Origin of the sequence: Lysinibacillus sp. A1 (assembly GCF_000801965.1) — a bacterium.
GTDB classification, from domain to species: Bacteria; Bacillota; Bacilli; order Bacillales_A; family Planococcaceae; genus Lysinibacillus; species Lysinibacillus fusiformis.
Genome location: NZ_JSZM01000001.1, coordinates 88418 through 111485, shown reverse-complemented (window position 1 = coordinate 111485; position 23068 = coordinate 88418). Strand labels below are relative to the sequence as shown.

The following is a 23068-nucleotide window of genomic DNA, read 5'->3' as shown; positions in this document are numbered from 1 at the left end:
TTCACTTTTGATTTGTAGTAAGTCTATTTTTTTGTCATTATTAAGAAGACTACTATTTTGAAGGAGAGGGAAAATATGAACATATTAGTTTTAGGTGGCACACGTTTTTTTGGAAAAAAATTAGTGGAACTTTGCATTGAGAATGGACATGATGTAACGATTTTAACACGGGGTCAAAGCGGCAATCCTTTTGGGACAGCTGTCAAACAATTAATAGTTGATCGGGATAACCATGACGCACTAGAAAATGCTCTCGCCCATACAACATGGGATATTGTTTATGATAATATTTGCTACTCTCCTAACGAGGCACATACTATTTGTGAGCTTTTAAAAGGGAAAACGAAAAAACTTGTCTTTACGTCTACTCTTTCAACCTACGAAGTAGATGGCAAGATGAAAAAGGAAGAAGATTTCGATCCTTACCATTATCAAATTCTTATGGGGGATCGAGAAGAATTTTCCTATGGAGAAGGAAAACGACAGGCTGAGGCAGTGTTGTTTAAAGAAGCTTCATTCCCTGTTGTTGCCGTACGTTTCCCAATTGTTATGGGCGAACATGATTACACACGTCGCTTGCATTTTCATGTTGAACGTATTTTACATGATCAGCCAATCTCATTACCAAATATCGATGCACAGATGAGCTATATTACAGATGAGGAAGCTGCTGAATTTTTATATTTTGTAGGCGTTACGCCTATAGAAGGACCGTACAATGCTACGGCTTCTGGTGCCATTTCATTGAAGGAACTTCTTGCATTGATTGAAGAAGAGAGTGGAAAGCGCGCAAAAATTTCTCTTGTTGGTGGCGATGAAGAATCACAATCACCATATGGTGTACCAGCTGATTGGTATATGACGAATGCGAAAGCAGAGAAAGCAGGATTTACATTTACTCAACTTCGTGATTGGTTGCCAAATTTAGTTAAAACTTTAGTAAAACAACTTCAATAAAAAAGAAAAACAAAGAGTCTGCCAAATACGCAGCAGATTCTTTGTCTGTATATTAATATAATATAGTCTTTAAAATAGCGACGGCTTCATCTATCTCTTCCTTCGTTACCGTTAAAGGTGGCAATAAACGAATAACATTCGGACCTGCCCCCACTAACAAGAGACCCTTCTCCTCTGCCGCTGCGATATAATCCGCTACTTCTGTTTCGCCACAGCCAATTCCAAGCATTAAGCCCTGACCCTGAACGGTATAGTTAGAAGGTAAATGCGCTTTTAATTGTGCTGCAAAATACGCTGACTGATCTTGTACTTGCTGTAAAAATGCCGGCTCAAAAACATGGCTTAAGACAGCTTGAGCTACATTCATCGCAAGAGGGTTGCCACCAAATGTAGTGCCGTGTGCACCTGGACTAAAGGTTGCATAAAGCTCGGCAGTTCCTAGCATTGCCCCTACTGGGAAGCCACCACCTAGGCCTTTCGCTAATGTCACAATATGGGGCTTTAACACAGTTTGCTCAAAGGCATAGCGTGTTCCTGTTCTTCCTATTCCTGTTTGTACTTCATCAATAATAAGTAATATTCCCTTGTCATCACATGCTTTCGCAATCGCGGCAGCGAATTCTAACGATACACAGTTAACACCACCTTCTCCTTGAATCATCTCCAGCATAATGGCTGCTACTGAGTCATCAATAGTAGCTTCTAGTGCGGCAGCATTATTGAATGGCAATATCGTAAATTTTTCAACGAGTGGTCCAAAGCCGTTATGTATTTTGCCTTGACCTGTTGCAGACATTGCTCCGAATGTGCGACCATGGAATGATTTTTCGAAAGTAATAATGTGATTTTTCCCTGTATGTTTACGCGCTAACTTAATGGCCGCTTCATTTGCCTCCGCTCCACTATTACAGAAAAAAGCATGTGCCAAATGCGTATGAGCGATTAATTTTTGAGCCACCGTTTCCTGGCCAGGGATATCAAAAAGATTCGATATATGCCACAGCTTTTCACTTTGCTCTTGCAGTGCCTGCACGATGGCAGGATGGGCATGCCCCAGACTCGCTACTGCAATACCACTAGTAAAATCTAAATATTGTTTTCCTGTAGAATCCTCTACAATGGTGCCCTGCCCTTTGACAATTTGTGCACGACGTTTACCGTAGTTCCCGAATAAAGCACTCATATTATCATCTCCGCTTTTATTTGAAATGGTCTTCTTTCAACATCTATACTTTTAATACGATCTTATTAGAACACTAGGTAGCATGAAGTTTGTCGGAAGTGACAATCGTAGTGCCCATCAATGTCTCTCCAACAATTTGCACGGAAGGTATACCTGCACGTAAACAATCGATAGCACCTTGTACTTTTGGAATCATTCCCCCATAAAGATGCCCTTGTTCTATCCATTGATGAATGAGAGAGGGTGTTGCCATTGTTTGATATTCATCGTAAATTCGAATACCGCTTACATCTGTAACAAGTAATAAGCTATCTGCCCCTAAGGCTAATGCCATTTCACTTGCGACTGTATCACCATTAATGTTTAAAGCCAGACCTGCTTCACTTGCTCCAACACAAGCAATAACGGGTATAATTCCCACTGTCAATAAAGCTTCAAGTAAGGCTGTATTGATGGCTTTTACTGCTCCAACAAAACCATACACGTCTTTATCCAAATAATCCGCCACCATTAATTGACCATCAAAACCGTTTAGCCCAATGGCCTCAATGCCAGCACTAGTTAATTCATGAACTAAAGCAGGGTTAACCTGCCCAATCAAAGTTGATTGGACAACATTCATAGCTGCCTCATTTGTCACACGTATACCATTTAATGTATGCGATTCTATGCCTCGAGCAGCTAATTCACGATTAATAGCTGGGCCACCGCCATGAGTAATAATAAGCTCCACACCGCTATCTTGTAGCTTTTTAAAATTAATAAAAAAGTCTTTATTTAAGCCCTCTAGTGTACTACCTCCGAGCTTGATTACCATTCGTTTACGAGCGGTATGATGCGTTGATTTGGACGTAGTCATAGGTTAAGTCACATCCCCAAGCATGCCCCTTACCTTCACCCATACCAAGGGACACATATATTTTCACTTCATGCATTTTTAAAATTTGTATTAATTCATCCTCCGAGAAAGGGATTGGTTCGCCGTTTTCTACCATTGTAGCGCCACCGATTTGAATCGTAATTTTATCTGGATCTACAGTGGCACCACTATACCCTACTGCTGCAATAATTCGTCCCCAGTTCGCATCACAGCCAAAAACAGCAGTCTTTACAAGTGGTGAACCTACGACGGTCTTCGCAATCTTACGTGCCTCTTCATCTGAAATTGCGCCAACAACTTCTACTTCAATAAGCTTGGTTGCCCCTTCCCCATCCTTAGCAATCATTTTTGCTAAATCTTCTGCTACTGTTTTCAATGTGTAATAGAAATTTAACCAATCTGGATGCTCAGGTGTTAACGTCTGATTTCCAGCGATACCGTTCGCCAATACAACAACAGTGTCGTTTGTAGATGTATCCCCATCTACTGTAATGGCATTAAATGTGAGGTTGGTAATATCGGATAATGCACTTTGTAATACATCAGATTCTATTTGGGCATCTGTCGTAATAAAGCCCAACATTGTTGCCATATTTGGTTCAATCATGCCTGAACCCTTCGCAACACCAGCGATAATGACTTCCTTACCATCTACCGTTGTACTATAGCTTGTGTTTTTCATAACTGTATCTGTCGTTAAAATCGCCTGTGCAAAGTCAATGGCACTTTCTAAATTGTCCTTCGGTTCTAGCTGTTGAACACCGTTTATTACTGGCTCCAACTTCATCATTTCGCCAATGACACCCGTTGAACAAACTCCAACCAATTCAGGAGCAATCCCTAATTTTTCAGCCGCTTGCGCCTGCATGATTTGGGCATCCTTCACGCCCTGCTTCCCTGTACAAGCATTCGCATTACCCGAATTCACGATTATTGCCTGCATTTTTCTTGTTGTGTAAACAACTTCCTTTGTTACTTTTAATGGGGCTGCCTGCACAGCATTTGTTGTAAAAACACCTGCAACACTAGCTGGTACCTCGCTTACTAAAATCGCTAAATCTTTCTTCTTATGTTTTAAACCACAATGTAACCCAGCTGCCTTAAACCCTTTTGGTGAAACGATATTTTTACTTGATAACTTTTTCATTACATTTATAGAAGTAGTAACAGTCATCCATAATTCCTCCTTATTTTTTCATCAAACTAAACATGGGATGTGTTAAATAAAGAACGGTACGACATCCAGTCCTGTCGTTTGTGGTAAGTCAAATTGTACATTCATATTTTGAATAGCTTGCCCTGCAGCCCCTTTGACTAGATTGTCAATCACACTAACAATCGTGGCACGATTTGTACGAGCATCTACTTTCAACAAAATATCGCAATAATTGGATCCCTTAACACGATTAGTCCCTAAGCTAGTAGCATCCGTAACAATTCGAACAAAAGGATGCTTTTCATAAGTCTCCTGCAAGCAAGCAACCAACTGAGCCTCTGTAACTCCTGGCGTTACAGGCGCATAGGATGTTGCTAAAATCCCTCGTGTCATAGGTACTAAGTGAGTATTGAAAGTAATATTTGTTTCTATATGAGCAAACATAGATAAAGCTTGTTCTATTTCTGGTATATGTTGATGTGTATTTACTTTATAGATAGAAAAGTTTTCATTCGTCTCGCTAAAATGAGTTGTTTGTGACGGCTTATTGCCAGCTCCTGAGATGCCACTTTTCGCATCAATCACTAAAAAACTCGGATCAATTAAGCGTTCTTTCACTAGCGGTAGTAATGATAACAACACCGCTGTTGGGTAACAACCTGGGTTAGCAATAAGAGTAGCTTGCCGTATATGCTCTGAATTCCATTCCGTTAAACCATAAACACTTTGCTGAACCGTATTAAATGGCGCTGCTTTTTTGCCATACCACGCTTCATAGCTTGCAAGATTTTTCAACCGGAAATCACCAGATAAATCTATTAATTTCGGGCCTGTGTTCACCAATGATGGTAGTAACTTACTCGTTACACCAGATGGTGTACTTGTAAAAACTACATCAAATTCCGCTAAAGTATCTTCCTCTATTTTTTGTAAAGGCCTATCAACAATCGTCATAAGATGACCAAATTTAGAAGAAAAAAGCACTCCCTCTTCGGAAGAAGTAAATAATGCTAGCTGCTCTACAGCCGGATGATTATGTAAAAACCGAATAAGCTCTAGCCCACCATAACCTGTTGCTCCAACAATTCCTACTTTCAATGCACTCACCTCTAAAATAAGTTAAAAACAGTATACGTCTGCATAAATATTAAGTCAACTGAATTTTTATTTATTTATGTATTTTTTCCGTACAACATGACTTCTCTTTAAAACACGTCTTCAGTATTGTAAATGCAGAAAAAAGAAGGCAAGAATCCTTTCAACGATTGAATGAACCCTTGCCTTCTTTTTATGCATATAATGTATAAATATCAATTGATGTCTTTTACTTTATCAGTCTTCCATCGTCGATAAGTCACCCGTAGGTAAATTTAACTCCCACGCCTTCAGCACACGACGCATAATCTTACCACTGCGTGTTTTTGGTAGTTTTTCCTTAAATTCAATTTCACGTGGTGCAGCATGAGCCGATAAGCCTTTTTTAACAAAATCTCTTATATCCCCAATTAATTGATCTGAAGGTTCAACACCCTCTCGTAAGGATACAAAGGCCTTTATGATTTCCCCTCGTACTGGATCCGGTTTTCCAATGACTCCTGCTTCAACAATATCTGGATGCTCCAATAGCTTGCTTTCCACTTCGAAAGGTCCCACACGCTCTCCAGCCGTCATAATGACATCATCCACTCGACCTTGGAACCAGAAGTATCCGTCATCATCCATATAGGCAGAATCTCCAGATACATACCATTTCCCTTTTAAGAAATAAGATTCATAGCGTTCTGGATTGCCCCAAATTTGACGCATCATAGCTGGCCAACCCCGTTTAATAGCTAAATTCCCCATTGTAAATGGCGGTACTTCGTTACCAGCATCATCTACAATCGTCGCATGAATACCTGGAAGTGGTTTTCCCATTGATCCTGGCTTAATATCCATAGAAGGGTAATTACAAATCATATGCGCTCCTGTTTCTGTCATCCACCATGTATCATGGATTCGGTGACCTAATTCTTCTACTCCCCAACGAATCACTTCGGGGTTCAATGGTTCACCGACAGATAGCACATGACGTAAAGATGATAGGTCATAGCTTTCAAGCAAGCCACTTCCTGCCCCCATCAGCATCCGGAATGCAGTCGGTGCACTATACCATACCGTAACACTATAATCTTCAATGGCTTGATACCATGCTTGCGGTGAAAATCTTCCTCCAACAATCACCATTGTCACCCCATTTAACCAAGGACCAAAAATACCATAGGCTGTCCCTGTCACCCATCCTGGATCAGCAGTACACCAATAAATATCATCCTCACGTAAATCAAGAACCCATTGCGTAGATTGGTATTGTTGAAGCATTGCATTATGAACATGCAGCACTCCTTTTGGAGCACCAGTTGATCCAGAGGTATAGTGAAGAATCATCCCATCTTCTCGATCTACCCATTCCATATCAAACTGAGCTGAAGCTTCTTTCAATCGTTGATTAAAGTCTACAATTTGGGATGTTTCTTCAATATTTTCCCCTATTAAAAAGATATGCTCGAGTTGCGGTAATTTAGCGATAGGTACGCGTTCAAGTAATGCCGGTGTAGTAACTAATACTTTCGCCTCACTATCTGCTAGCCGATCATACACAGCGCCTTCCATAAATGCTTCAAATAATGGTCCAACAATAACCCCCATCTTCAGCGCACCTAATAATGAAAAATAAAGTTCAGGAGATCGTGGCATAAAAATAAATAAACGATCACCTTTTTGTAGATTAGTAGATGTTTTAAGAACGTTGGCAGCCTTGTTTGTTAACCTTTTCATTTCATTAAATGAATACGCCTCTTTACGTTTACCATCATTAAAATAAAGGGCAACTTTATTTTTACGATGTGTTTCTGTATGGCGATCAATTGCCTCATACGCCATATTCACTAAACCTGTTTTGTACCAGCTAAATGCTTTTTCCGTATCAGCCCAATTATGAGACTTTGCCACTTCTTCATAATTCATTAAATGGTGCTGACCAGCAAAAGCCGTTAACTTCTCTTTCAATTTCATCCCCATGAAACTACCCCTTTCTTTGCTTTCACTTGAAATTGTTCATTTACTATTTTCAGTAATCCCCTCTGCTGAAATAATAAATTTACGTTCCAAGTAAAAGATAGGTGAGCTTTTGTTATATAACAGTTTTTCACATTGCAAATGATAGAATTATTAATTAAACTACTTTTATCTGTTAAATAACAGAAGCAATATATTATATTTTACACGAATTTAAGGAGATTGTCTTAATATTTTCACTTTTCCAAAAATACAGGTATATTTTGCAAAAATAAGCGTTTTTACGCATGAAATCAGCTATAATGGAATTATTAAACTCAGGTGGTGGCATTATGGAACATAAAAAAACTTTTTTTTCTGTCAAAAGGGAAACTAAGCATGGTACTGTGTATGTGGAAGGACCTGTTCCTCCAGAAAAATTAGCTACATATTCTTTCCATGAGGGCTTGGTTGCCTTTAGACCTCCAAAACAGCAACAACAAGCTATTATTGAAATTGCAGGGCTTCCTGAAGGGCGTATCGTTATTATTCGAAACGAAGATATCGTTGTAGGCTATGTGACCTATCTCTATCCTGATCCACTTGAACGGTGGGCAGAGGACCGAATTGATGACATGATTGAATTAGGTGCCATTGAAGTGATTCCCGACTATCGGGGAACCGGTTCAGGAAAAGCATTACTAGCCGTTTCATTTATGGGTGATGAAATGGAGGATTATCTGGTGATAACTACCGAATATTATTGGCATTGGGATTTAAAGGGGACTGGCTTAAATGTTTGGGACTATCGCAAAATGATGGAGAAGATGATGAGCTCTGTTGGATTCGAATATTTTGCTACGGATGATCCAGAAATTACATCACACCCAGCAAATTGTTTAATGGCGCGCGAAGGTAAACGCGTGCCTCCTGAAACAATTGAAAGATTCGATAGGCTTCGTTTTAGAAATCGTTTCATGTATTAAAACCAATGCAAAGGGGATACGTATATGATCGTAGAAGAAATTATGAATGAGGAACCTTACACATTAGCTCCTACCAATACCGTGTTGGAGGCACTAAAGCTAATGCGTGACAAAAAAGTTCGCCATTTACCAGTTATAGATGAGGAACGTCACGTTCTAGGGGTGATTACAGAACGGGACATTAAAGAAGTTTTGCCATCATCTTTACAAGATGAACCTAATTCTCCTGTTTTTCAAGCAAAAGTAGAAGAAATAATGGTTAAGGATCCGCTTGTTGGTCATCCACTTGATTTTGTTGAAGAGGTCGCTCTTACCTTCTATGAATCTAAAGTAGGTTGTTTACCTATTGTCTCTGGAGAAAAATTAGTAGGAATAGTTACTACAACGGATTTACTCTATACATATATAGAGCTAACCGGTGCTACGGAACCTGGCTCAAAAATTGAAATTCGAGTAGCTGACACGCCAGGTGTTTTATTTGAAATAACAAAGATATTTCATCATCATCATGCCAATGTCCAAAGCGTCTTAGTGTATCCTGATTCTGAAAATACGCAAAATAAAATTTTAAGTGTCCGAGTAAAAACACTGAATCCTTTAGCTATGATTAACGACCTTCGCAAAGAAGGCTTTGATGTGCTATGGCCTAATTTACCAGGTGTTTCGTTATAATGAAAAAGGCTGTATTCGTTTACTCGCAAGAACAACTCGGATATAAATTTTCAGATACACATCCTTTTAATCATAAACGCTTGACGCTAACGATGGATTTACTAAAAAATATAGATGCACTCGATGATGTAGATATTATTCCAGCACGTGTTGCAACAGAAGAGGAGCTACTGCTTGCCCATGATCCTAAGTATATTGATATCGTGAAGAGGGCAGGACATGGAGAACTATCGGTAGCCCAATGTGAAAGCTATGGTATCGGCACAGAAGACACACCGATTTTTGAAAATATGCATGAAGCAAGTGCCCAATTAGTCGGTGGAACGTTAACGGCCGTTGATTATGTAATGGAAGGTAAAGCTGAGCATGCCCTCAATCTTGGAGGAGGGCTACACCACGGTTTTCGTGGTCGCGCATCAGGATTTTGTATTTACAATGATAGTACGGTTGCGATTCGATACTTACAGGAAAAATATAATGCCCGTGTACTATATGTCGATACAGACGCACATCATGGAGACGGTGTACAATGGAGCTTTTATGAGGACCCGAATGTTTGTACATTGTCTATTCACGAAACAGGGCGCTACTTATTTCCTGGAACAGGCAATATTACTGAGCGAGGCAACGGACAAGGGTATGGTACATCCTTTAATTTCCCTATGGATGCTTTTACAGAGGATGAAAGTTTCCTAGAAATCTATGAACGATCTATGCGAGAGGTTTTCGAATATTTCAAGCCAGATGTTGTGCTCACACAAAATGGAGCAGATGCCCATTATTTTGATCCTTTGACACATCTTCATGGCACTATGAATATATATCGTGAAATTCCAAAGCTCGCACACCAATTAGCCCATGAATATTGCGATGGTAAGTGGATTGCGGTGGGTGGAGGTGGCTATGATATATGGCGAGTTGTTCCACGTGCTTGGTCCATGCTCTGGTTAGAAATGACTGACCAGGCGTTACCAACAGGACCTCTTCCACAGGCATGGCTTGACCGATGGCAATCTGAAGCTCCCGTTCCTTTTATTCCAACTTGGGAGGACCCGAATCCTTTATATGAGCCCATTCCACGTAAGACAGAAATAGAAGAAAAAAATGCTCAAATGTTAGCAAAAGCATTACACCTTATTCGCAATGAAAAACGAGATTAACACCTTTCCTCACGATTTTTCGTGGGGTTTTTTTCATTGGTTTAAAGCTACATCCCCCTGCGCTCCATTTTAAATAAAAAACACGCAAATCCTCGATAAGATTTACGTGTTCCTATATGTTATTTACTTTTGACGGATTGTCGATGTTCAATACGATGGGGTAAAATTACCGCCTCATCCTCGACCGGTTCCTTACTCATCAATTTAGTAAGTAGGCGCATAGCAACAGCACCAATGTCGTACAGTGGTAATGCAACACTTGTTAGTTGTGGACGAACCATTCGTGCTAGCTTAGAATTCTCAAAGCTAATCACTTCGATATCCTCTGGAACATTTTTACCGGCGTCTTGTGCACCATGAATTAAACCAATTGCCAATTCATCACTGCCCGCAAAATAGGCTGTAGGTGGTTGTTCAAGCGCTGATAAAATCTCCCAAGCTTCTAAGCCCATGTCATAGCTAGATTCTTCAGCAGCAATTAATGCTTCATCTATTGGCAAGCCAGCATCCTGTAATGCTTTCTTATAGGCTGCTAGCTTGAATTTTCCGTTAATTGTATACGAAAGTGGGCCCGTTACGAAACCAATGCGTGTATGACCATTTTGAATCAGTAAAGATATCGCTTCATAAGCCGCTTGGAAATAGTCAATATTAACAGTAGCTATTGTTTGCGATTCATCTACAGAGCCTGCTAATACAATTGGGACCGGTGAATGATCCATTGTTTGTTGCATCTTTTCTGTTACTTCATCACTCATCATCACAATACCATCTACTTGTTTGCCAAGCATAGTATCAAGTAACTGTAACTCTTTATCTTCATGTTGATCTGAGTTGGCTAAAATAATATTATAACGGTACATTGTGGCTATATCCTCTACACCACGAGCCAGCTCTGCATAAACATTGTTTGCAATATCTGGGATAATCACGCCAACTGTTGTTGTTTTCTTACTTGCTAATCCACGCGCTACTGCGTTTGGACGGTATTCTAATCGTTCAATTACTTCTAGTACTTTTTTTCGTGTTGCTGGTTTTACGTTTTGATTACCATTGACTACACGAGAGACCGTTGCCATAGAAACATTTGCTTCTCTTGCAACATCATAAATTGTAACAGTCATCGTACGTGCCTCCCTTTTTTCCTATTATAGCCTTATCATACGATAATTTTCATATTATTTTCAAGAAGAACTACGTAAAAACCAAGTACTAATAGTCCTATTCTAGACATTATTTTGTCACGATATAACAAACACCGCCTGCCAAAGTAAGCAAGCGGTGTTAGCTGTTAACAATTAAGCATGGATTTCATGATTTTTCATGAATTTTTGTAGTGTTTCATAGAATGCGTCGAATGTTGGGATGTCCATTTGTTGTTGTGAATCAGAAAGTGCTACAGATGGATCTGGATGCACTTCTGCCATAACACCATCAGCACCGATTGCAATGGCTGCTTTGGCACATGGTAACAATAAATCACGACGTCCTGTTGAGTGTGTAACATCTACGAATACTGGCAAATGCGTTTCTTGTTTTAACACTGGTACGGCAGAAATATCTAATGTATTACGAGTTGCTTTTTCATAAGTACGAATACCACGCTCACAAAGGATGATATTTTCATTTCCTTTAGACATAATGTATTCCGCTGCATGGATGAACTCATCAATCGTTGCAGCTAAGCCTCGTTTTAGTAGGACAGGTTTATTAGTTGCACCTGCTGCTTTTAATAATTCAAAGTTTTGCATATTTCGTGCACCGATTTGAATCACATCAATATAATCTAATGCTTCCTCTAAATGACCTGGCGTCACAATTTCAGTAATAACGCCTAAACCATATTCCTCAGACACACGTTTTAAGATTTTTAAGCCTTCTAATCCAAGACCTTGGAAGTCGTATGGAGAAGTACGTGGCTTATAAGCACCACCACGGATTAGCTTTTCACCTTTTGCCTTAATAGAAGCCGCTACTGCAGCTACTTGCTCATAAGATTCAACTGCACAAGGACCAAATACGAAAGATGGCTTCCCTTGTCCAATTAATTCACCATTAATATTAATGACTGTATCTTCGGATTTCTTCTTACGAGATACAAGTAATTCTTTCTTCTTATCAGCTTCAAGTTGTTTTAAAGCTGTTTTAAAGATTTGTTTAAATATATAATCTACCGTCATTTGGTTTAATGGACCTTGGTTGTGTTCTTTAATAAGATCAAGCATGTGTCTTTCACGCAGTGGGTCATAGCGATTTACACCTTGTTTTTCTTTAATTTTACCGATTTCATCAACTACAGCTGCACGTTCGTTAATAAGACGAAGAATTTCTAAGTTTAATCCGTCGATTTGACTACGTAAGCTTTCTAAATCTTTTTGGCTCATGCTTTCTTGCTCCTCTCCTCATGACAGACACTTTCAGAACTCTGAAATGTATGTTACATTTTTAGATAATAGCAATATTATAATCAATGTTGTTCAGAATGTCACGCATTTTTAATTTAGCGCTTCAACTCGCTAAATTAAAATTGAGATATAACGCGAAAGGAAGCGATTACATTGAGTTCTAAATTATTTGCACTTGATATTGGTACACGCTCAGTGGTCGGAATTATTCTTCAAGAAGAAAATGACCATTATCATGTAGAAGATATTGTAGTGAAAGAGCATAAAGAACGTGCCATGGTGGATGGTCAAATACATAATGTCATGTATGTGGCAGATTTAATTAATACAATAAAATATGAACTTGAAGAGAAACACGGTCCCCTGACGAAAGTAAGTGTTGCAGCAGCGGGCCGATCCTTGAAAACTGAACAAGCTAGCGTGACGATCAATATACGTAATCGTCCTATTTTTACAGAAGAAGATATAAGTCGCTTAGAGCTCCAAGCAGTTCAACAAGCCCAACAGCAACTTTTACAACATAAAGAAGATGCCAAAATAAGCCACTATTACTGCGTAGGCTACTCAGTCCTCTACTATCGCTTGGATGGTGAAGAAATTGGCAGCCTCTTAGATCAACAAGGAGACGAGGCACAAATCGAAGTCATCGCTACGTTCCTACCTCGGGTTGTAGTCGAATCACTAATTGCCGCTTTAAAACGAGCTGATTTAGAAATGGAAGCTTTGACATTAGAACCTATTGCAGCTATTAATGTCCTTATCCCTTCCACGATGCGTCGTTTAAATGTGGCTCTTGTCGATATAGGCGCGGGTACTTCTGATATTGCCATTACCGATAAAAGTACTGTTGTAGCCTATGGTATGGTTCCAACAGCAGGCGATGAAATAACAGAGGCTTTAAGTGATCATTATTTACTAGACTTTCCTGTTGCTGAAATAGCGAAACGTCAGCTTCAAACGGCAGAAGAAATATTAATTCAAGATATTCTTGGTTTTGATCAGTATTACCCAAAAGCTGAAGTTTTATTAGCAATTGAACCTGCTGTCAAGCAGCTTGCAAAGTCCATTGGAGAAGAAATTTTACGACTCAATAACCGTGTGGCTCCAAAGGCTGTTATGCTTGTTGGCGGAGGTAGCTTAACACCTAACTTAACAACAGAACTTGGACTAGTCCTTGATTTACCAGCAAACCGTATAGCTGTTCGAGGCATTGATGCTATTCAAAACCTGACAAAAGAAGAGCATATCAAAGCATCGCCAGAGTTAGTTACGCCAATCGGTATTGCCATAGCAGCGAAAAAAATGCCTATCCAATATATGAGTTTAACGGTAAATAATCAGGTGGTTCGTCTTTTTGAGCTAAAAGAAATGACAGTTGCAGATGCTTTTTTAGCGGCTAATATCCGCGCTAAACAATTGTATGGAAAACCTGGCCACGGCTTATCTATTAGTGTTAACGGACAAGATATCTTCATTCCTGGTGGTCATGGACAGCCAGCTGAAATATTAGTCAACGGACAACAAGCATCAACGAAAACACTAATTAAAACAGGCGATGCCATTCAGCTAGTGGAGGGACAAGATGGACAGCCAGCGACAGTAACGGTGAGAGATCTTATTGATCATGCTGCAATCAAGACCATAACTATTCAAAATACAAAATATGTCATTGAGCCGAAAATTTCAGTCAATCACTCACCCGCATCGCTGGATACAGTTTTGAATGATCGTGATAGTGTCGTTTTTGAGATAGCTGAAACCATTGAGGAAATTTTTAAAGTCACAAACAACTGGCATTTATTGAAGCAATTTGAGTCTTATACAATACATGTCGATGGACAGCCTTTATTTTTACCTGAGTTTTCTTCCCAATTAACGATTAATGGGAAAACTACTAAATTGAGCTATGCTGTGCAAGATGGTGACATGATTAACTTTCAGCAGCAATCATTGCCAACTGTTCAGCGCATTGCAGACCAAATGAATCTTTTACTGGAAGATAAAATCATCATTCATTTCCAAAATGAAGTAGTGGAGCTTTCCAAAACAGTACATGAAGCACTGGTCAATCAAATGATAGTAGCTCCTCTTTCAACTGTGCCCAATGGAGCCACTGTATTATTTACAGAGAAGGATCGCAGTCGTTGGATTTATCAAGATGTATTTCGCTTTTCTAATTGGCAACTCCCAAGCACATTCAAAGGAAATTTTACGATTTTAAGAAACGGCCAGCCTGCAAGTTTTGATATGGAGATTTTCGGTGGCGATCGACTTGAAATACTATTAGCTGAAACCCCTATCGTATAAAAAAAGGGATACGTTACACGATGATCATGTAACGTATCCCTTTTCGTTATGCATTATGCACGTACTTCTTCATTTGAGTCTTTTGTTTCGTCTTTTTTCTCTTCTGCTTTTACTTCTTCGTTAGGAATAAAATCCTCAAGTGGTTCTTCACCCTCAAAGGAAACCGTTCCATCATCAAAAACTGTAGGAGCCTTTGCTGTTTTTAAAGTTTTTACTTTCTCCACTAATTGTGTAGATTGTTCTTGAATTTGTTTAGAAAGTTGAACTGTTTTATCTTTTGCAGTTGTCGAGAAGTCTGCACTCTTATCTTTTAAATGAACTGCTTGTACAGCCACTTCACTACGTAAATCTTTTCCTGATTTTGGAGCCAACAGTAGACCTGCTGCAGCACCTACAATTCCACCTACTAATGCGCCAATCACAAAATCTTTCATGTTTACACGCTCCTCTTCATAAATCGAATCTTGCGAATGATAAAGCTGAGGCAATGAACTTTCAAGCTGTTTTTCCTTTACTTCATTAAAATTTGGCTTTTGAGTTGTCATGCAACAATTCCTCCCCATCATATTATCAAATTTGTCTAGACAGGTTGTCCATCTACTTTTTACAGATGCATGTTCAACTTATGTCCAAGACTTTATTTTTATTCAGACCGTATCATGTACTTACTGAATAATTTTTACTATTTACGACCCCATTTTCTTTTCGGCTTTTCTACTTGAACCGTTTCAAAGCCATACACATCCTCAGATACAGTTTCTTGCTCTATGATTTTGCGCTTTTTCCATTTATCAGCAATGCCCATTGCAACATTGCTCCACTGTACAACTTGCGCAATTTTTTCCTCATTTTGTTCTACACTTTTAGAAACAGAAGAAGTAATTTGCTGTACAGAATTATTTAAACCATTAACAGACTCACCAATACCTTTAACAGCTTGAACCACTGAATTTAACTGTTCAGATTTATGTTGAATATCCTCTGCTAAGCTATTTGTTTTGGATAATAAAGAAGTTGTTTCTCGTGTGACCCCTTCCATTTGGCCTTCAATACCTGATAAAGTACCAGATAAACTGCTTAAGATGGACTTGAGCGAGAATAATGTCATTCCTACACTCACACATAAAATTAAAAACCCGATTGCAGCGATAATGGCTGCAATATACAAAATCACTTCCATAAGTTGACCTCCTGCTAGTAAATTCTCTTTACTATTACTTTCCCTATCTTCGACAAAAAAAACGGAATTCCTGCTCAAATTTTAAAAAAACAGCTTAACCCCTACGGACTAAGCTGTTTCATCGTTTTTAAGCACGGCTTCAAAAGCATCTTGGAATTTATGAACATCTCCAGCACCCATAAATAAGAATACTGCGCCTTGATGTTTTGTTAGTATATCAATTCCTTCAGTGGTAATCACTGCACTGCCCTCGATTAATGACGCCAAATCTTGAATAGAAAGTGCGCCTTGCGTTTCTCTTGCAGAGCCAAAAATATCACATAAATAGGCTGTATCTGCAAGGCTTAGACTATCTGCGAAATCTTGTAAAAAAGCTTGTGTACGTGTAAATGTATGTGGTTGGAATATAGCAACTAGTTCACGATCTGGGAACTTTTGTCGCGCTGATTGAATGGTAGCACGAATTTCCGTTGGATGGTGGGCATAGTCATCTATTAATACATTATCCCCTATATCTGTTTCAGTAAAACGTCTTTTTACACCTTTATACGTGTACAAACGATCCTGAATAATATCCGGTGAAATTCCTTCATATTCGCATAGAGTAATGACCGCTAATGTATTTAAAATGGCGTGATCCCCAAATAATGGAATGAAGAAAGTGCTATAAAATTCATTACGAACAAAAACATCGAATTTTGTACCTTCTGTCGTTTTTTCAACATTACGAGCCTCGAAATCATTCTCAGATCCAAATCCATAATAAACAACCGGAACTTTTGCTTGGATACGTTGAAGCTGTTCATCATCGCCACATGCAATAATAGCTTTCTTTACTTGTAAAGCTAATGATTGAAAAGCAGAATAGACATCATCTATATTGGCAAAGTAGTCTGGGTGATCAAAATCAATATTTGTCATCACTGCATAGTCAGGATTATATGCTAAAAAGTGTCGGCGGTATTCACACGCTTCCATCACAAAGAAGTCAGCATTCGAATGACCAGCACCAGTACCATCACCAATTAAATACGATGTTGGTTTATAACCACCTACCACATGTGCCATTAAACCTGTAGTTGAAGTTTTACCGTGTGCACCTGTTATGGCAATGGATATATAGTTACCAATATATTCTCCTAAAAATTTATGGTAACGAATAATCTCTACGCCGATTTCTCGGGCACGAATTAATTCTGGATGATCATCAGGAAAAGCATTACCTGCAATTACAGTCATGCCTTCTTTAATATTATCTGCATTAAATGTAAAAATTGGAATATTACGTTCACGTAACGGCTGCTCCGTGAAGAAATATTTATCGACATCTGAGCCCTGTACTTGTTCACCAGCATCAAATAAGATTTGTGCAAGTGAACTCATGCCAGAACCTTTAATGCCTGTGAAATGAAAAACTGTCATTAATTAAACCCCCCGGGAATTTCAATATCCCATCTATCATCTATTAGGTGTAACGTATTATTTCACGATTGATTAGGTATTAATACCTTCACAAGTATTAAAAAATACGTACTATTCAACACATCTTGTCTATTATAGCACTTTTTATGCATAAGGATAGATGTGTAACTTTTCTAAAAAAACTAATTTTGACGTAAATTAGATAATGTAGACGAAAACAAGGCAATTCTTATTCAAACATAGTAATTAAATCTTCTTCCGTAATGAAACTTTCACGCGGCTTACTACCCCTTGCCTCTGAGATAAAGCCATGTGATTCCAACATATCAATTAAACGAGCAGCACGATTATAGCCAATATGATATTTTCGTTGAATCAATGAAGTAGAAGCTCCACCTTGTTCAAAAACAAAACGGCAAACATCTTCAAACAAATCATCCTGTTCTGCGGATACCTCTGTTTTCTTCAATAGCTCCTCTTGATCAAAAATATAATCAGGCTCTCCTTGTTCACGAACATGCTCGATGATCGCTTCAATTTCATCATCTGTAACAAATGTACCTTGGAGACGTACTGGCGCTGACATACCGTTACCTAAATATAGCATATCGCCTCGTCCAAGTAACCTTTCTGCCCCCTGCCCATCCAAAATTGTACGAGAATCAATTTGTGAAGATACTGCAAAGGCAATACGTGTAGGAATATTGGATTTAATTAATCCTGTTATAACGTCTACAGATGGTCTTTGTGTTGCAACTATTAAATGGATTCCACATGCACGTGCCTTTTGAGCAATACGGCAAATTGCCTCCTCTACATCTGCTGGAGACATCATCATTAAATCGGCTAACTCATCAATAACAATTAAAATATATGGCAATTTTAAACTATGTTCATTATTTTTATCTGCTATTGCATTATAGCGCGTAATATCCCTTGCCCCTGCATGCGCAAACAGTTGATATCGACGTTCCATTTCCTCCACTGCCCATTTAAGAGCTGCCGTTGCAGCCTTCACATCTGTGATCACAGGGCTAACTAAGTGTGGGATATGGTTAAATGGTGCCAGTTCCACCATTTTAGGATCAATCAACATTAGTTTTAACTCATGTGGTGCAGCTTTATATAATAAACTAACCAAAATAGAATTGATACAAACGGATTTACCTGAGCCTGTCGCACCAGCAATTAAACCATGAGGCATTTTTCGTAAATCTAGTGTCACAGGCTTACCTGTTAGATCAAGACCTAATGCTGCCTCTAACGGCGAATCTGATTCAAGGAAGGATGCACTATTCGTCACTTCTGATAATCGTACAGCTCTTGATACTCGGTTTGGAATCTCAATACCAATCGAACTTTTCCCAGGGATCGGTGCTTGAATACGAATATCCTTTGCTGCTAAAGCAAGCTTTAAATCATCTGCTAAATTTCTGATTTTGCTTACCTTCGTACCATGACTCACAGTAATTTCGAATTGAGTAACTGCAGGTCCCTGCATAATCGATTCAATTTGGGCAGAAACCTGGAAATAAGAAAGTGCTTCCACCAATGTATCCCCTTGCTGCTCCATCCAATCTGTATCCTGTGTTTTTTCCTCAGGTAGCTCTAAATATTCGTCAGTTGGCTTTTGATAAACGTGCACAGGTATTGCTTTTTCCTCAACTGGTAGCTCCTGTTCAGCTTCTAAAACCTGTTCTAGATTTTCCATAGGTTTTACTGGAGAATTCTCTATAATTTTAGGAAGAACTTCAGTTACTGAAATGATCTCTGATTCTAGCTCTGTTGTTGCAGCAACTTCATCATCACTAATACTTGTAATCTCTGCTTCTTCATTCGAGGATACACGAGTCATAGTTGTTACAGGAGCCATTGTAATAATCGCTACTGGATTTTCTGATTGGGCTTCTGTAATGAGATCTTGTCTTTCATCTTCGTGCCGATTGTATTCAACATCTCCTTGAATTTGACTGAATAAAGCAGATTGTGAATCACTTTCTTCCTCTAGCTGTGGTTCAACTAGATGTATAGCAACTGTATCTATGCTCTCCGAAGGCAGGGATTGTTCCTCTTCTTTAGCTTCCGTCACATCCAACAGCACATCTTCTACTGCTTCCAGTTTACTTTCCACACGAATAGGCTGCGCCATTTTCATTTGCTGTTGAATCCGCCATTTTTCTTTATCTGTTTTTAACATGAGGACATTGAATGGAATACGACTTTTTTCTTCCTTTGGCATAACATCAGATGATTTTTCTTCCATATCCATCTTATAGTCCTCTTCATTACTCGAAGGCTGTACGACAGTTACCTCTCCAATATGGATGGTAGAATTTTCAATTTGAACTTGTTCCACAATCAATTCTTTCACATGAATCTCAGACTGATCTGCAGAAAGCTGCTGTAAGGTTTGATCTTGCATAGCAGCTTCCTTCACTTGATCTTCAAATGCCATGGCAAAAGGTGTGGTTGGTGGCACCACGATATCTGTTGGCGCACTGTCCTGTATACCCTTTTCTTCTTCCAACACATTAGCATCAAATGTAATAGGTTCATGGAATTCATGTTCAATTTCAACATGATGACCAGTACTAGGCGGCTCTTTTTCTTCTAGTATATTTTCATTAGCCTCATTTGTTGTCGCTTCTTTTAATGGCTGATGAATTGTCAATATATCAGAGGTTGTCCTAGCCGTTTCTTGTAGCTCATGTTCTTCTTTTCTTTTATCCAATAATTCATTGATAGGACTTGGTTTCGCAAATCCATAAACCGGTGAAGGTACATCTGTTGGGATAAAGCGTTTCCGATTTTCAAGAAAATCGCTATCTACTTTTTGAACTTTTTGTTCTTGCCACTGTGGTTTATCTTTTGGCGCAGATGTTGTCTTAGGTATAATTGACTCTTCACGATCTTGTGCATCTCGAAAAACTAAACTCGCTCTTGAACGTTGTTCTTGTTCGATTGGTTGACTTTTCACAGTTGTTTTTCTACCAGTGCGTTTTGAACGATTCGCCAATAAATCTCGAATCCCTGATACATCTACATCATAAACGCTTGAATCAACGATATGTTGATTTAAATGCTTGGGTAAGGATAAATCCTCGATTTGCCCATAATAATCATCATTTTCTATCTGATTGAACATTTCTTTTGGTGGTGCTTGTGATACAACGCCTTCCTCATCATCGTCAATCAATGGGAAACGGAAAGTTTTTTGCTTAGTCATCGGCGCCTCTTGCTGAGTATGTAACTGTTCTGCTTGTTCCTCTCCGTAGTCCTCATAAAATTCTTCATACTCGTATTCATATTCATCTTTATTTAAAATTTTATTTATTTGTTTTTTAAACCAGTTCACTTCGTTTCACTCATTTCTCTTACACTTCATTTATAGCATTGTCTAGTATTGCTCAAATCAATAGCTCAATGTCTATATCAAAAGCATACCATAAAAACGCTCGCGAAACTTGCATTTAGAGGCTCATTCTACACAAAAAAATCGTTATGTTACTAGCATATTAGTAACATAACGATTTAGGGAATTTCACCTTGATACATTGGATAATATCATAATAAAATTTTTAAATTTTAATAATTTTATTATCAAAAAATGAGTTTATTATTTACTCAGTGATTCAAATGCACTACCTACGATAGCATCTTCAGGCAAAACTAAAATTCCTTTTTCAGATGGAGCATTAGGAATAGCTAGCTCACGTGCTGAACAAAGCATGCCAAATGAATCTACACCTCTTAAATTCCCTTCTTTAATAAGCATTCCTGAAGGCATTACCGCACCAATCTTTGCAACTACTACCTTTTGCCCTGCTTCTACATTAGGTGCGCCACAAACAATTTGTAAAGTCTCATCTCCAACGTTTACTGAACAGATACTTAATTTATCAGCATTTGGATGCTTTTCTTTCGTTGCTACAAAACCTATGACAAATTTCGGAGAGAAGTCAACATCTAGGCTAATGTTAGCACAGTTCTTTTCGATTGCTGCTGCTAATTGTTCAACTAACTCTGGAGTAACCTCAACTAATCCTTTTGCTTCTGTTTGTACATATTGGCTCGCATTAAATAAATTAAAAGCTTTAATTTCACCCGTTTGAGCTTCTTTTAATATAGCAATATCCCCTGCACGCTCTACTACTGTGTTAACGATAGACTCCGTTGCTAGTTGAACTAGTAATACATCTCCTACATGCTCTTTGTTGTAAAATACGTTCATTGTTTTTCTTGCTCCTTTTTCACTCTGTTTTTTGCTAAAATAAAGATCGGTTCTAATTCCCCGTCTTCATAAATAAAAGATAATGACGTGATCGGTACTGTACCGACTGCAAAGAAATGCATCGTCATCTGTGCTAATACATCATACCCTGTTTCATTCCGAATATCACCTATAATTAGCACATCTTGATGGGGCACAGATAGTGTCATATCCCCCTCCACTTGCGTACGTATTTCTTTTAAAAAGCTCTCATTTAAAATTCGGCTTGCATCATAACCATCATTCATATTAACAAAATAAAAGATATTATTGGCGACCTCATCCTTTTTATAAGAGGTTGGTAATTGTTTAACTGAAAAACGTGCCATTTCACGAATTTGCTCTACACTTAATTGTAAAGCTTCCAGCATAGATTCATCGATAAAACGATAGGTTTTGCCTAAATCAAGCGCATAAAAGATGCGTGTTTCCGCTGTATGGTCTGTTGTAATAAACGCATGTCCCTCTTTTGATGCTTGAGGATATGATGTTGCACGAATAACTGGATAAATTTGTGTAGCCGTTTGGAAACCCTGTTCTTTTTCTTGTTCCATCGCATTAAAAGTTTGCGTAATCGTATACACAACCTCATCAATAGCTGCTTCTTGCTTATCATTGTATTTTGCTAAAATCCCAGGTAACGAAAGCTCCATACCTTTTTCAATCGTCTTATGATTCAATCTTAATTTATCGTGTTTTTTATCGAAATGAAAATCGTATTTCTCTTCGTTTAATCGTTTTCTTAATAGCTCTACAAGCTGCTCTGATTTCAATTGCTTCATATTTTCTCACATCCTATCTTCAAAATGAAACGGCTCACATGTTTGTGAACCGTCTTGTTCAATCTTGTTTATTTACTTCATCTTAACCGAATGAACGATTTTCGTCATCTCACGCAAATTATCTTCTATATGTTTGGCCGGAGAAATCGTGGTCATTTTCACGCCACCACTACTCACAATGAGCTCCATTTCATTCTCATCATCTGTTTTAAGTACGGCTGTAAAGCCAAAGCGACCATCTTTATCATAAGTAGTCTCCTCAATGATTTTATTAGCTTCATTGTCTTTTAAAAGATGATAATAAAGTTTACTATCTTGTGCTTCTTTATCGTTAATGAAGAGGATATAGCTTTCTTTTCCTTTTGAAATAACAATATTGTAAGCATCTGAACTATCTTCAACTTTAAAAGTTGAAGGTAAGTATAATTTAATATTCCCAATTTCCTCGGTATGTTCTTCAGGCTCTTCTGCAAAAACCGTTTCTGTGATTTGAAGTCCGTTGGCAATTTGCTCATCGATCGATTGATTGCAGCCAGAAAGCATCAGAAGTAACAGCGTCAGGCCAATAAATTGTAGCCATTTATATGACATGTCTCTCTTCCTTTCTCTTGCACTACTAACTAACTTTTTTTCTATTTTAAAAAAATTATTAGGAAGATGCAACCTCTCCGC

The 23068-nt window shown here is 38.5% G+C and carries 19 protein-coding genes; 5 read left to right on the top strand and 14 right to left on the bottom strand.

From position 1 onward, the window contains the following. The first annotated feature begins 75 nt into the window (after positions 1 to 75). Entirely contained in the window at positions 76 to 957 is an 882-nt protein-coding gene (locus PI85_RS00485) for an NAD-dependent epimerase/dehydratase family protein (RefSeq protein ID WP_036119607.1), read from the top strand. A gap of 52 nt (positions 958 to 1009) precedes the next feature. On the opposite strand, the gene PI85_RS00480 is transcribed toward PI85_RS00485, so the two are convergent. From PI85_RS00480 to acsA, 5 genes are all read right to left on the bottom strand, one after another. Further along, positions 1010 to 2140 (bottom strand): acetylornithine transaminase, encoded by a 1131-nt coding sequence (locus tag PI85_RS00480; RefSeq protein ID WP_036119610.1) that lies wholly within the window; start codon positions 2138 to 2140, stop codon positions 1010 to 1012. 73 nt (positions 2141 to 2213) lie between these two features. After that, the gene (gene argB / locus PI85_RS00475; RefSeq protein ID WP_036119614.1) at positions 2214 to 2999 is read right to left on the bottom strand and encodes an acetylglutamate kinase; all 786 of its coding nucleotides are present in this window, start codon (positions 2997 to 2999) and stop codon (positions 2214 to 2216) included. Then, positions 2962 to 4194 (bottom strand): bifunctional glutamate N-acetyltransferase/amino-acid acetyltransferase ArgJ, encoded by a 1233-nt coding sequence (gene argJ / locus PI85_RS00470; protein WP_036119617.1) that lies wholly within the window; start codon positions 4192 to 4194, stop codon positions 2962 to 2964. Before argJ ends, argB begins: the two co-directional genes overlap by 38 nt. Positions 4195 to 4239: 45 nt before the next feature. After that, positions 4240 to 5274 carry an N-acetyl-gamma-glutamyl-phosphate reductase gene (gene argC / locus PI85_RS00465; RefSeq protein ID WP_036119620.1) on the bottom strand — a complete coding sequence of 345 codons (1035 nt, stop codon included), beginning with the start codon at positions 5272 to 5274 and terminating at the stop codon, positions 4240 to 4242. Positions 5275 to 5508: 234 nt separating this feature from the next. Then, positions 5509 to 7230, bottom strand: a complete 1722-nt coding sequence (gene acsA, locus PI85_RS00460) for an acetate--CoA ligase (RefSeq protein WP_036127315.1) — start codon at positions 7228 to 7230, stop codon at positions 5509 to 5511. A gap of 335 nt (positions 7231 to 7565) precedes the next feature. On the opposite strand from acsA, the gene PI85_RS00455 reads away from it, so the two are divergent. From PI85_RS00455 to PI85_RS00445, 3 genes are read left to right on the top strand one after another with little or no spacing between them, the layout of a single operon-like run. Then, a complete protein-coding gene (locus PI85_RS00455) occupies positions 7566 to 8198 on the top strand; it encodes a GNAT family N-acetyltransferase (protein WP_008176754.1) in 633 nt (210 codons plus the stop codon). A 24-nt stretch (positions 8199 to 8222) separates the two neighbouring features. After that, positions 8223 to 8870 (top strand): acetoin utilization AcuB family protein, encoded by a 648-nt coding sequence (locus PI85_RS00450; RefSeq protein WP_036119624.1) that lies wholly within the window; start codon positions 8223 to 8225, stop codon positions 8868 to 8870. Next, positions 8870 to 10030 (top strand): acetoin utilization protein AcuC, encoded by a 1161-nt coding sequence (locus tag PI85_RS00445; RefSeq protein WP_036119627.1) that lies wholly within the window; start codon positions 8870 to 8872, stop codon positions 10028 to 10030. Before PI85_RS00450 ends, PI85_RS00445 begins: the two co-directional genes overlap by 1 nt. A 119-nt stretch (positions 10031 to 10149) precedes the next feature. Here the strand turns inward: PI85_RS00445 and ccpA are convergent, their stop codons facing one another. Together ccpA and PI85_RS00435 are read right to left on the bottom strand one after the other, a co-directional pair. Then, positions 10150 to 11154 (bottom strand): catabolite control protein A, encoded by a 1005-nt coding sequence (gene ccpA, locus PI85_RS00440; RefSeq protein WP_008176748.1) that lies wholly within the window; start codon positions 11152 to 11154, stop codon positions 10150 to 10152. Between the two features lie 174 nt (positions 11155 to 11328). Continuing rightward, a complete protein-coding gene (locus tag PI85_RS00435) occupies positions 11329 to 12414 on the bottom strand; it encodes a bifunctional 3-deoxy-7-phosphoheptulonate synthase/chorismate mutase (RefSeq protein WP_008176746.1) in 1086 nt (361 codons plus the stop codon). A gap of 174 nt (positions 12415 to 12588) precedes the next feature. Between PI85_RS00435 and PI85_RS00430 the strand changes: the two genes are divergently transcribed. Next, on the top strand, positions 12589 to 14742 hold the full coding sequence (locus PI85_RS00430; RefSeq protein ID WP_036119630.1) for a cell division FtsA domain-containing protein: 2154 nt from the start codon (positions 12589 to 12591) through the stop codon (positions 14740 to 14742). A 53-nt stretch (positions 14743 to 14795) separates the two neighbouring features. Here the strand turns inward: PI85_RS00430 and PI85_RS00425 are convergent, their stop codons facing one another. From PI85_RS00425 to PI85_RS00395, 7 genes are all read right to left on the bottom strand, one after another. Next, the gene (locus PI85_RS00425; RefSeq protein WP_036119633.1) at positions 14796 to 15287 is read right to left on the bottom strand and encodes a YtxH domain-containing protein; all 492 of its coding nucleotides are present in this window, start codon (positions 15285 to 15287) and stop codon (positions 14796 to 14798) included. Between the two features lie 137 nt (positions 15288 to 15424). Beyond that, positions 15425 to 15922 carry a DUF948 domain-containing protein gene (locus PI85_RS00420; RefSeq protein ID WP_036119636.1) on the bottom strand — a complete coding sequence of 166 codons (498 nt, stop codon included), beginning with the start codon at positions 15920 to 15922 and terminating at the stop codon, positions 15425 to 15427. Between the two features lie 108 nt (positions 15923 to 16030). After that, positions 16031 to 17344, bottom strand: coding sequence for a UDP-N-acetylmuramate--L-alanine ligase (gene murC / locus PI85_RS00415; RefSeq protein WP_036119639.1), 1314 nt, complete (start codon positions 17342 to 17344; stop codon positions 16031 to 16033). A gap of 229 nt (positions 17345 to 17573) precedes the next feature. Beyond that, entirely contained in the window at positions 17574 to 20699 is a 3126-nt protein-coding gene (locus tag PI85_RS00410; protein ID WP_036119642.1) for a DNA translocase FtsK, read from the bottom strand. Positions 20700 to 20960: 261 nt separating this feature from the next. Further along, positions 20961 to 21575 (bottom strand): YtpR family tRNA-binding protein, encoded by a 615-nt coding sequence (gene ytpR / locus PI85_RS00405; protein ID WP_036119644.1) that lies wholly within the window; start codon positions 21573 to 21575, stop codon positions 20961 to 20963. Further along, positions 21572 to 22396, bottom strand: coding sequence for a DUF1444 domain-containing protein (locus PI85_RS00400; RefSeq protein ID WP_036119646.1), 825 nt, complete (start codon positions 22394 to 22396; stop codon positions 21572 to 21574). Before PI85_RS00400 ends, ytpR begins: the two co-directional genes overlap by 4 nt. A 72-nt stretch (positions 22397 to 22468) precedes the next feature. After that, a complete protein-coding gene (locus PI85_RS00395) occupies positions 22469 to 22987 on the bottom strand; it encodes a hypothetical protein (RefSeq protein WP_036119648.1) in 519 nt (172 codons plus the stop codon). Positions 22988 to 23068 lie beyond the last annotated feature (81 nt).

What these genes read in the sequence shown, in the direction of transcription:
- ccpA (WP_008176748.1), bottom strand. Translation starts at nt 11,154, where the DNA reads ATGACTGTTACAATTTATGATGTTGCAAGAGAAGCAAATGTTTCTATG.
- PI85_RS00445 (WP_036119627.1), top strand. Translation starts at nt 8,870, where the DNA reads ATGAAAAAGGCTGTATTCGTTTACTCGCAAGAACAACTCGGATATAAA.
- PI85_RS00400 (WP_036119646.1), bottom strand. Translation starts at nt 22,396, where the DNA reads ATGAAGCAATTGAAATCAGAGCAGCTTGTAGAGCTATTAAGAAAACGA.
- argJ (WP_036119617.1), bottom strand. Translation starts at nt 4,194, where the DNA reads ATGACTGTTACTACTTCTATAAATGTAATGAAAAAGTTATCAAGTAAA.
- acsA (WP_036127315.1), bottom strand. Translation starts at nt 7,230, where the DNA reads ATGAAATTGAAAGAGAAGTTAACGGCTTTTGCTGGTCAGCACCATTTA.
- murC (WP_036119639.1), bottom strand. Translation starts at nt 17,344, where the DNA reads ATGACAGTTTTTCATTTCACAGGCATTAAAGGTTCTGGCATGAGTTCA.
- PI85_RS00425 (WP_036119633.1), bottom strand. Translation starts at nt 15,287, where the DNA reads ATGACAACTCAAAAGCCAAATTTTAATGAAGTAAAGGAAAAACAGCTT.
- ytpR (WP_036119644.1), bottom strand. Translation starts at nt 21,575, where the DNA reads ATGAACGTATTTTACAACAAAGAGCATGTAGGAGATGTATTACTAGTT.
- argB (WP_036119614.1), bottom strand. Translation starts at nt 2,999, where the DNA reads ATGACTACGTCCAAATCAACGCATCATACCGCTCGTAAACGAATGGTA.
- PI85_RS00450 (WP_036119624.1), top strand. Translation starts at nt 8,223, where the DNA reads ATGATCGTAGAAGAAATTATGAATGAGGAACCTTACACATTAGCTCCT.
- PI85_RS00420 (WP_036119636.1), bottom strand. Translation starts at nt 15,922, where the DNA reads ATGGAAGTGATTTTGTATATTGCAGCCATTATCGCTGCAATCGGGTTT.
- PI85_RS00480 (WP_036119610.1), bottom strand. Translation starts at nt 2,140, where the DNA reads ATGAGTGCTTTATTCGGGAACTACGGTAAACGTCGTGCACAAATTGTC.
- PI85_RS00395 (WP_036119648.1), bottom strand. Translation starts at nt 22,987, where the DNA reads ATGTCATATAAATGGCTACAATTTATTGGCCTGACGCTGTTACTTCTG.
- PI85_RS00485 (WP_036119607.1), top strand. Translation starts at nt 76, where the DNA reads ATGAACATATTAGTTTTAGGTGGCACACGTTTTTTTGGAAAAAAATTA.
- PI85_RS00455 (WP_008176754.1), top strand. Translation starts at nt 7,566, where the DNA reads ATGGAACATAAAAAAACTTTTTTTTCTGTCAAAAGGGAAACTAAGCAT.
- PI85_RS00435 (WP_008176746.1), bottom strand. Translation starts at nt 12,414, where the DNA reads ATGAGCCAAAAAGATTTAGAAAGCTTACGTAGTCAAATCGACGGATTA.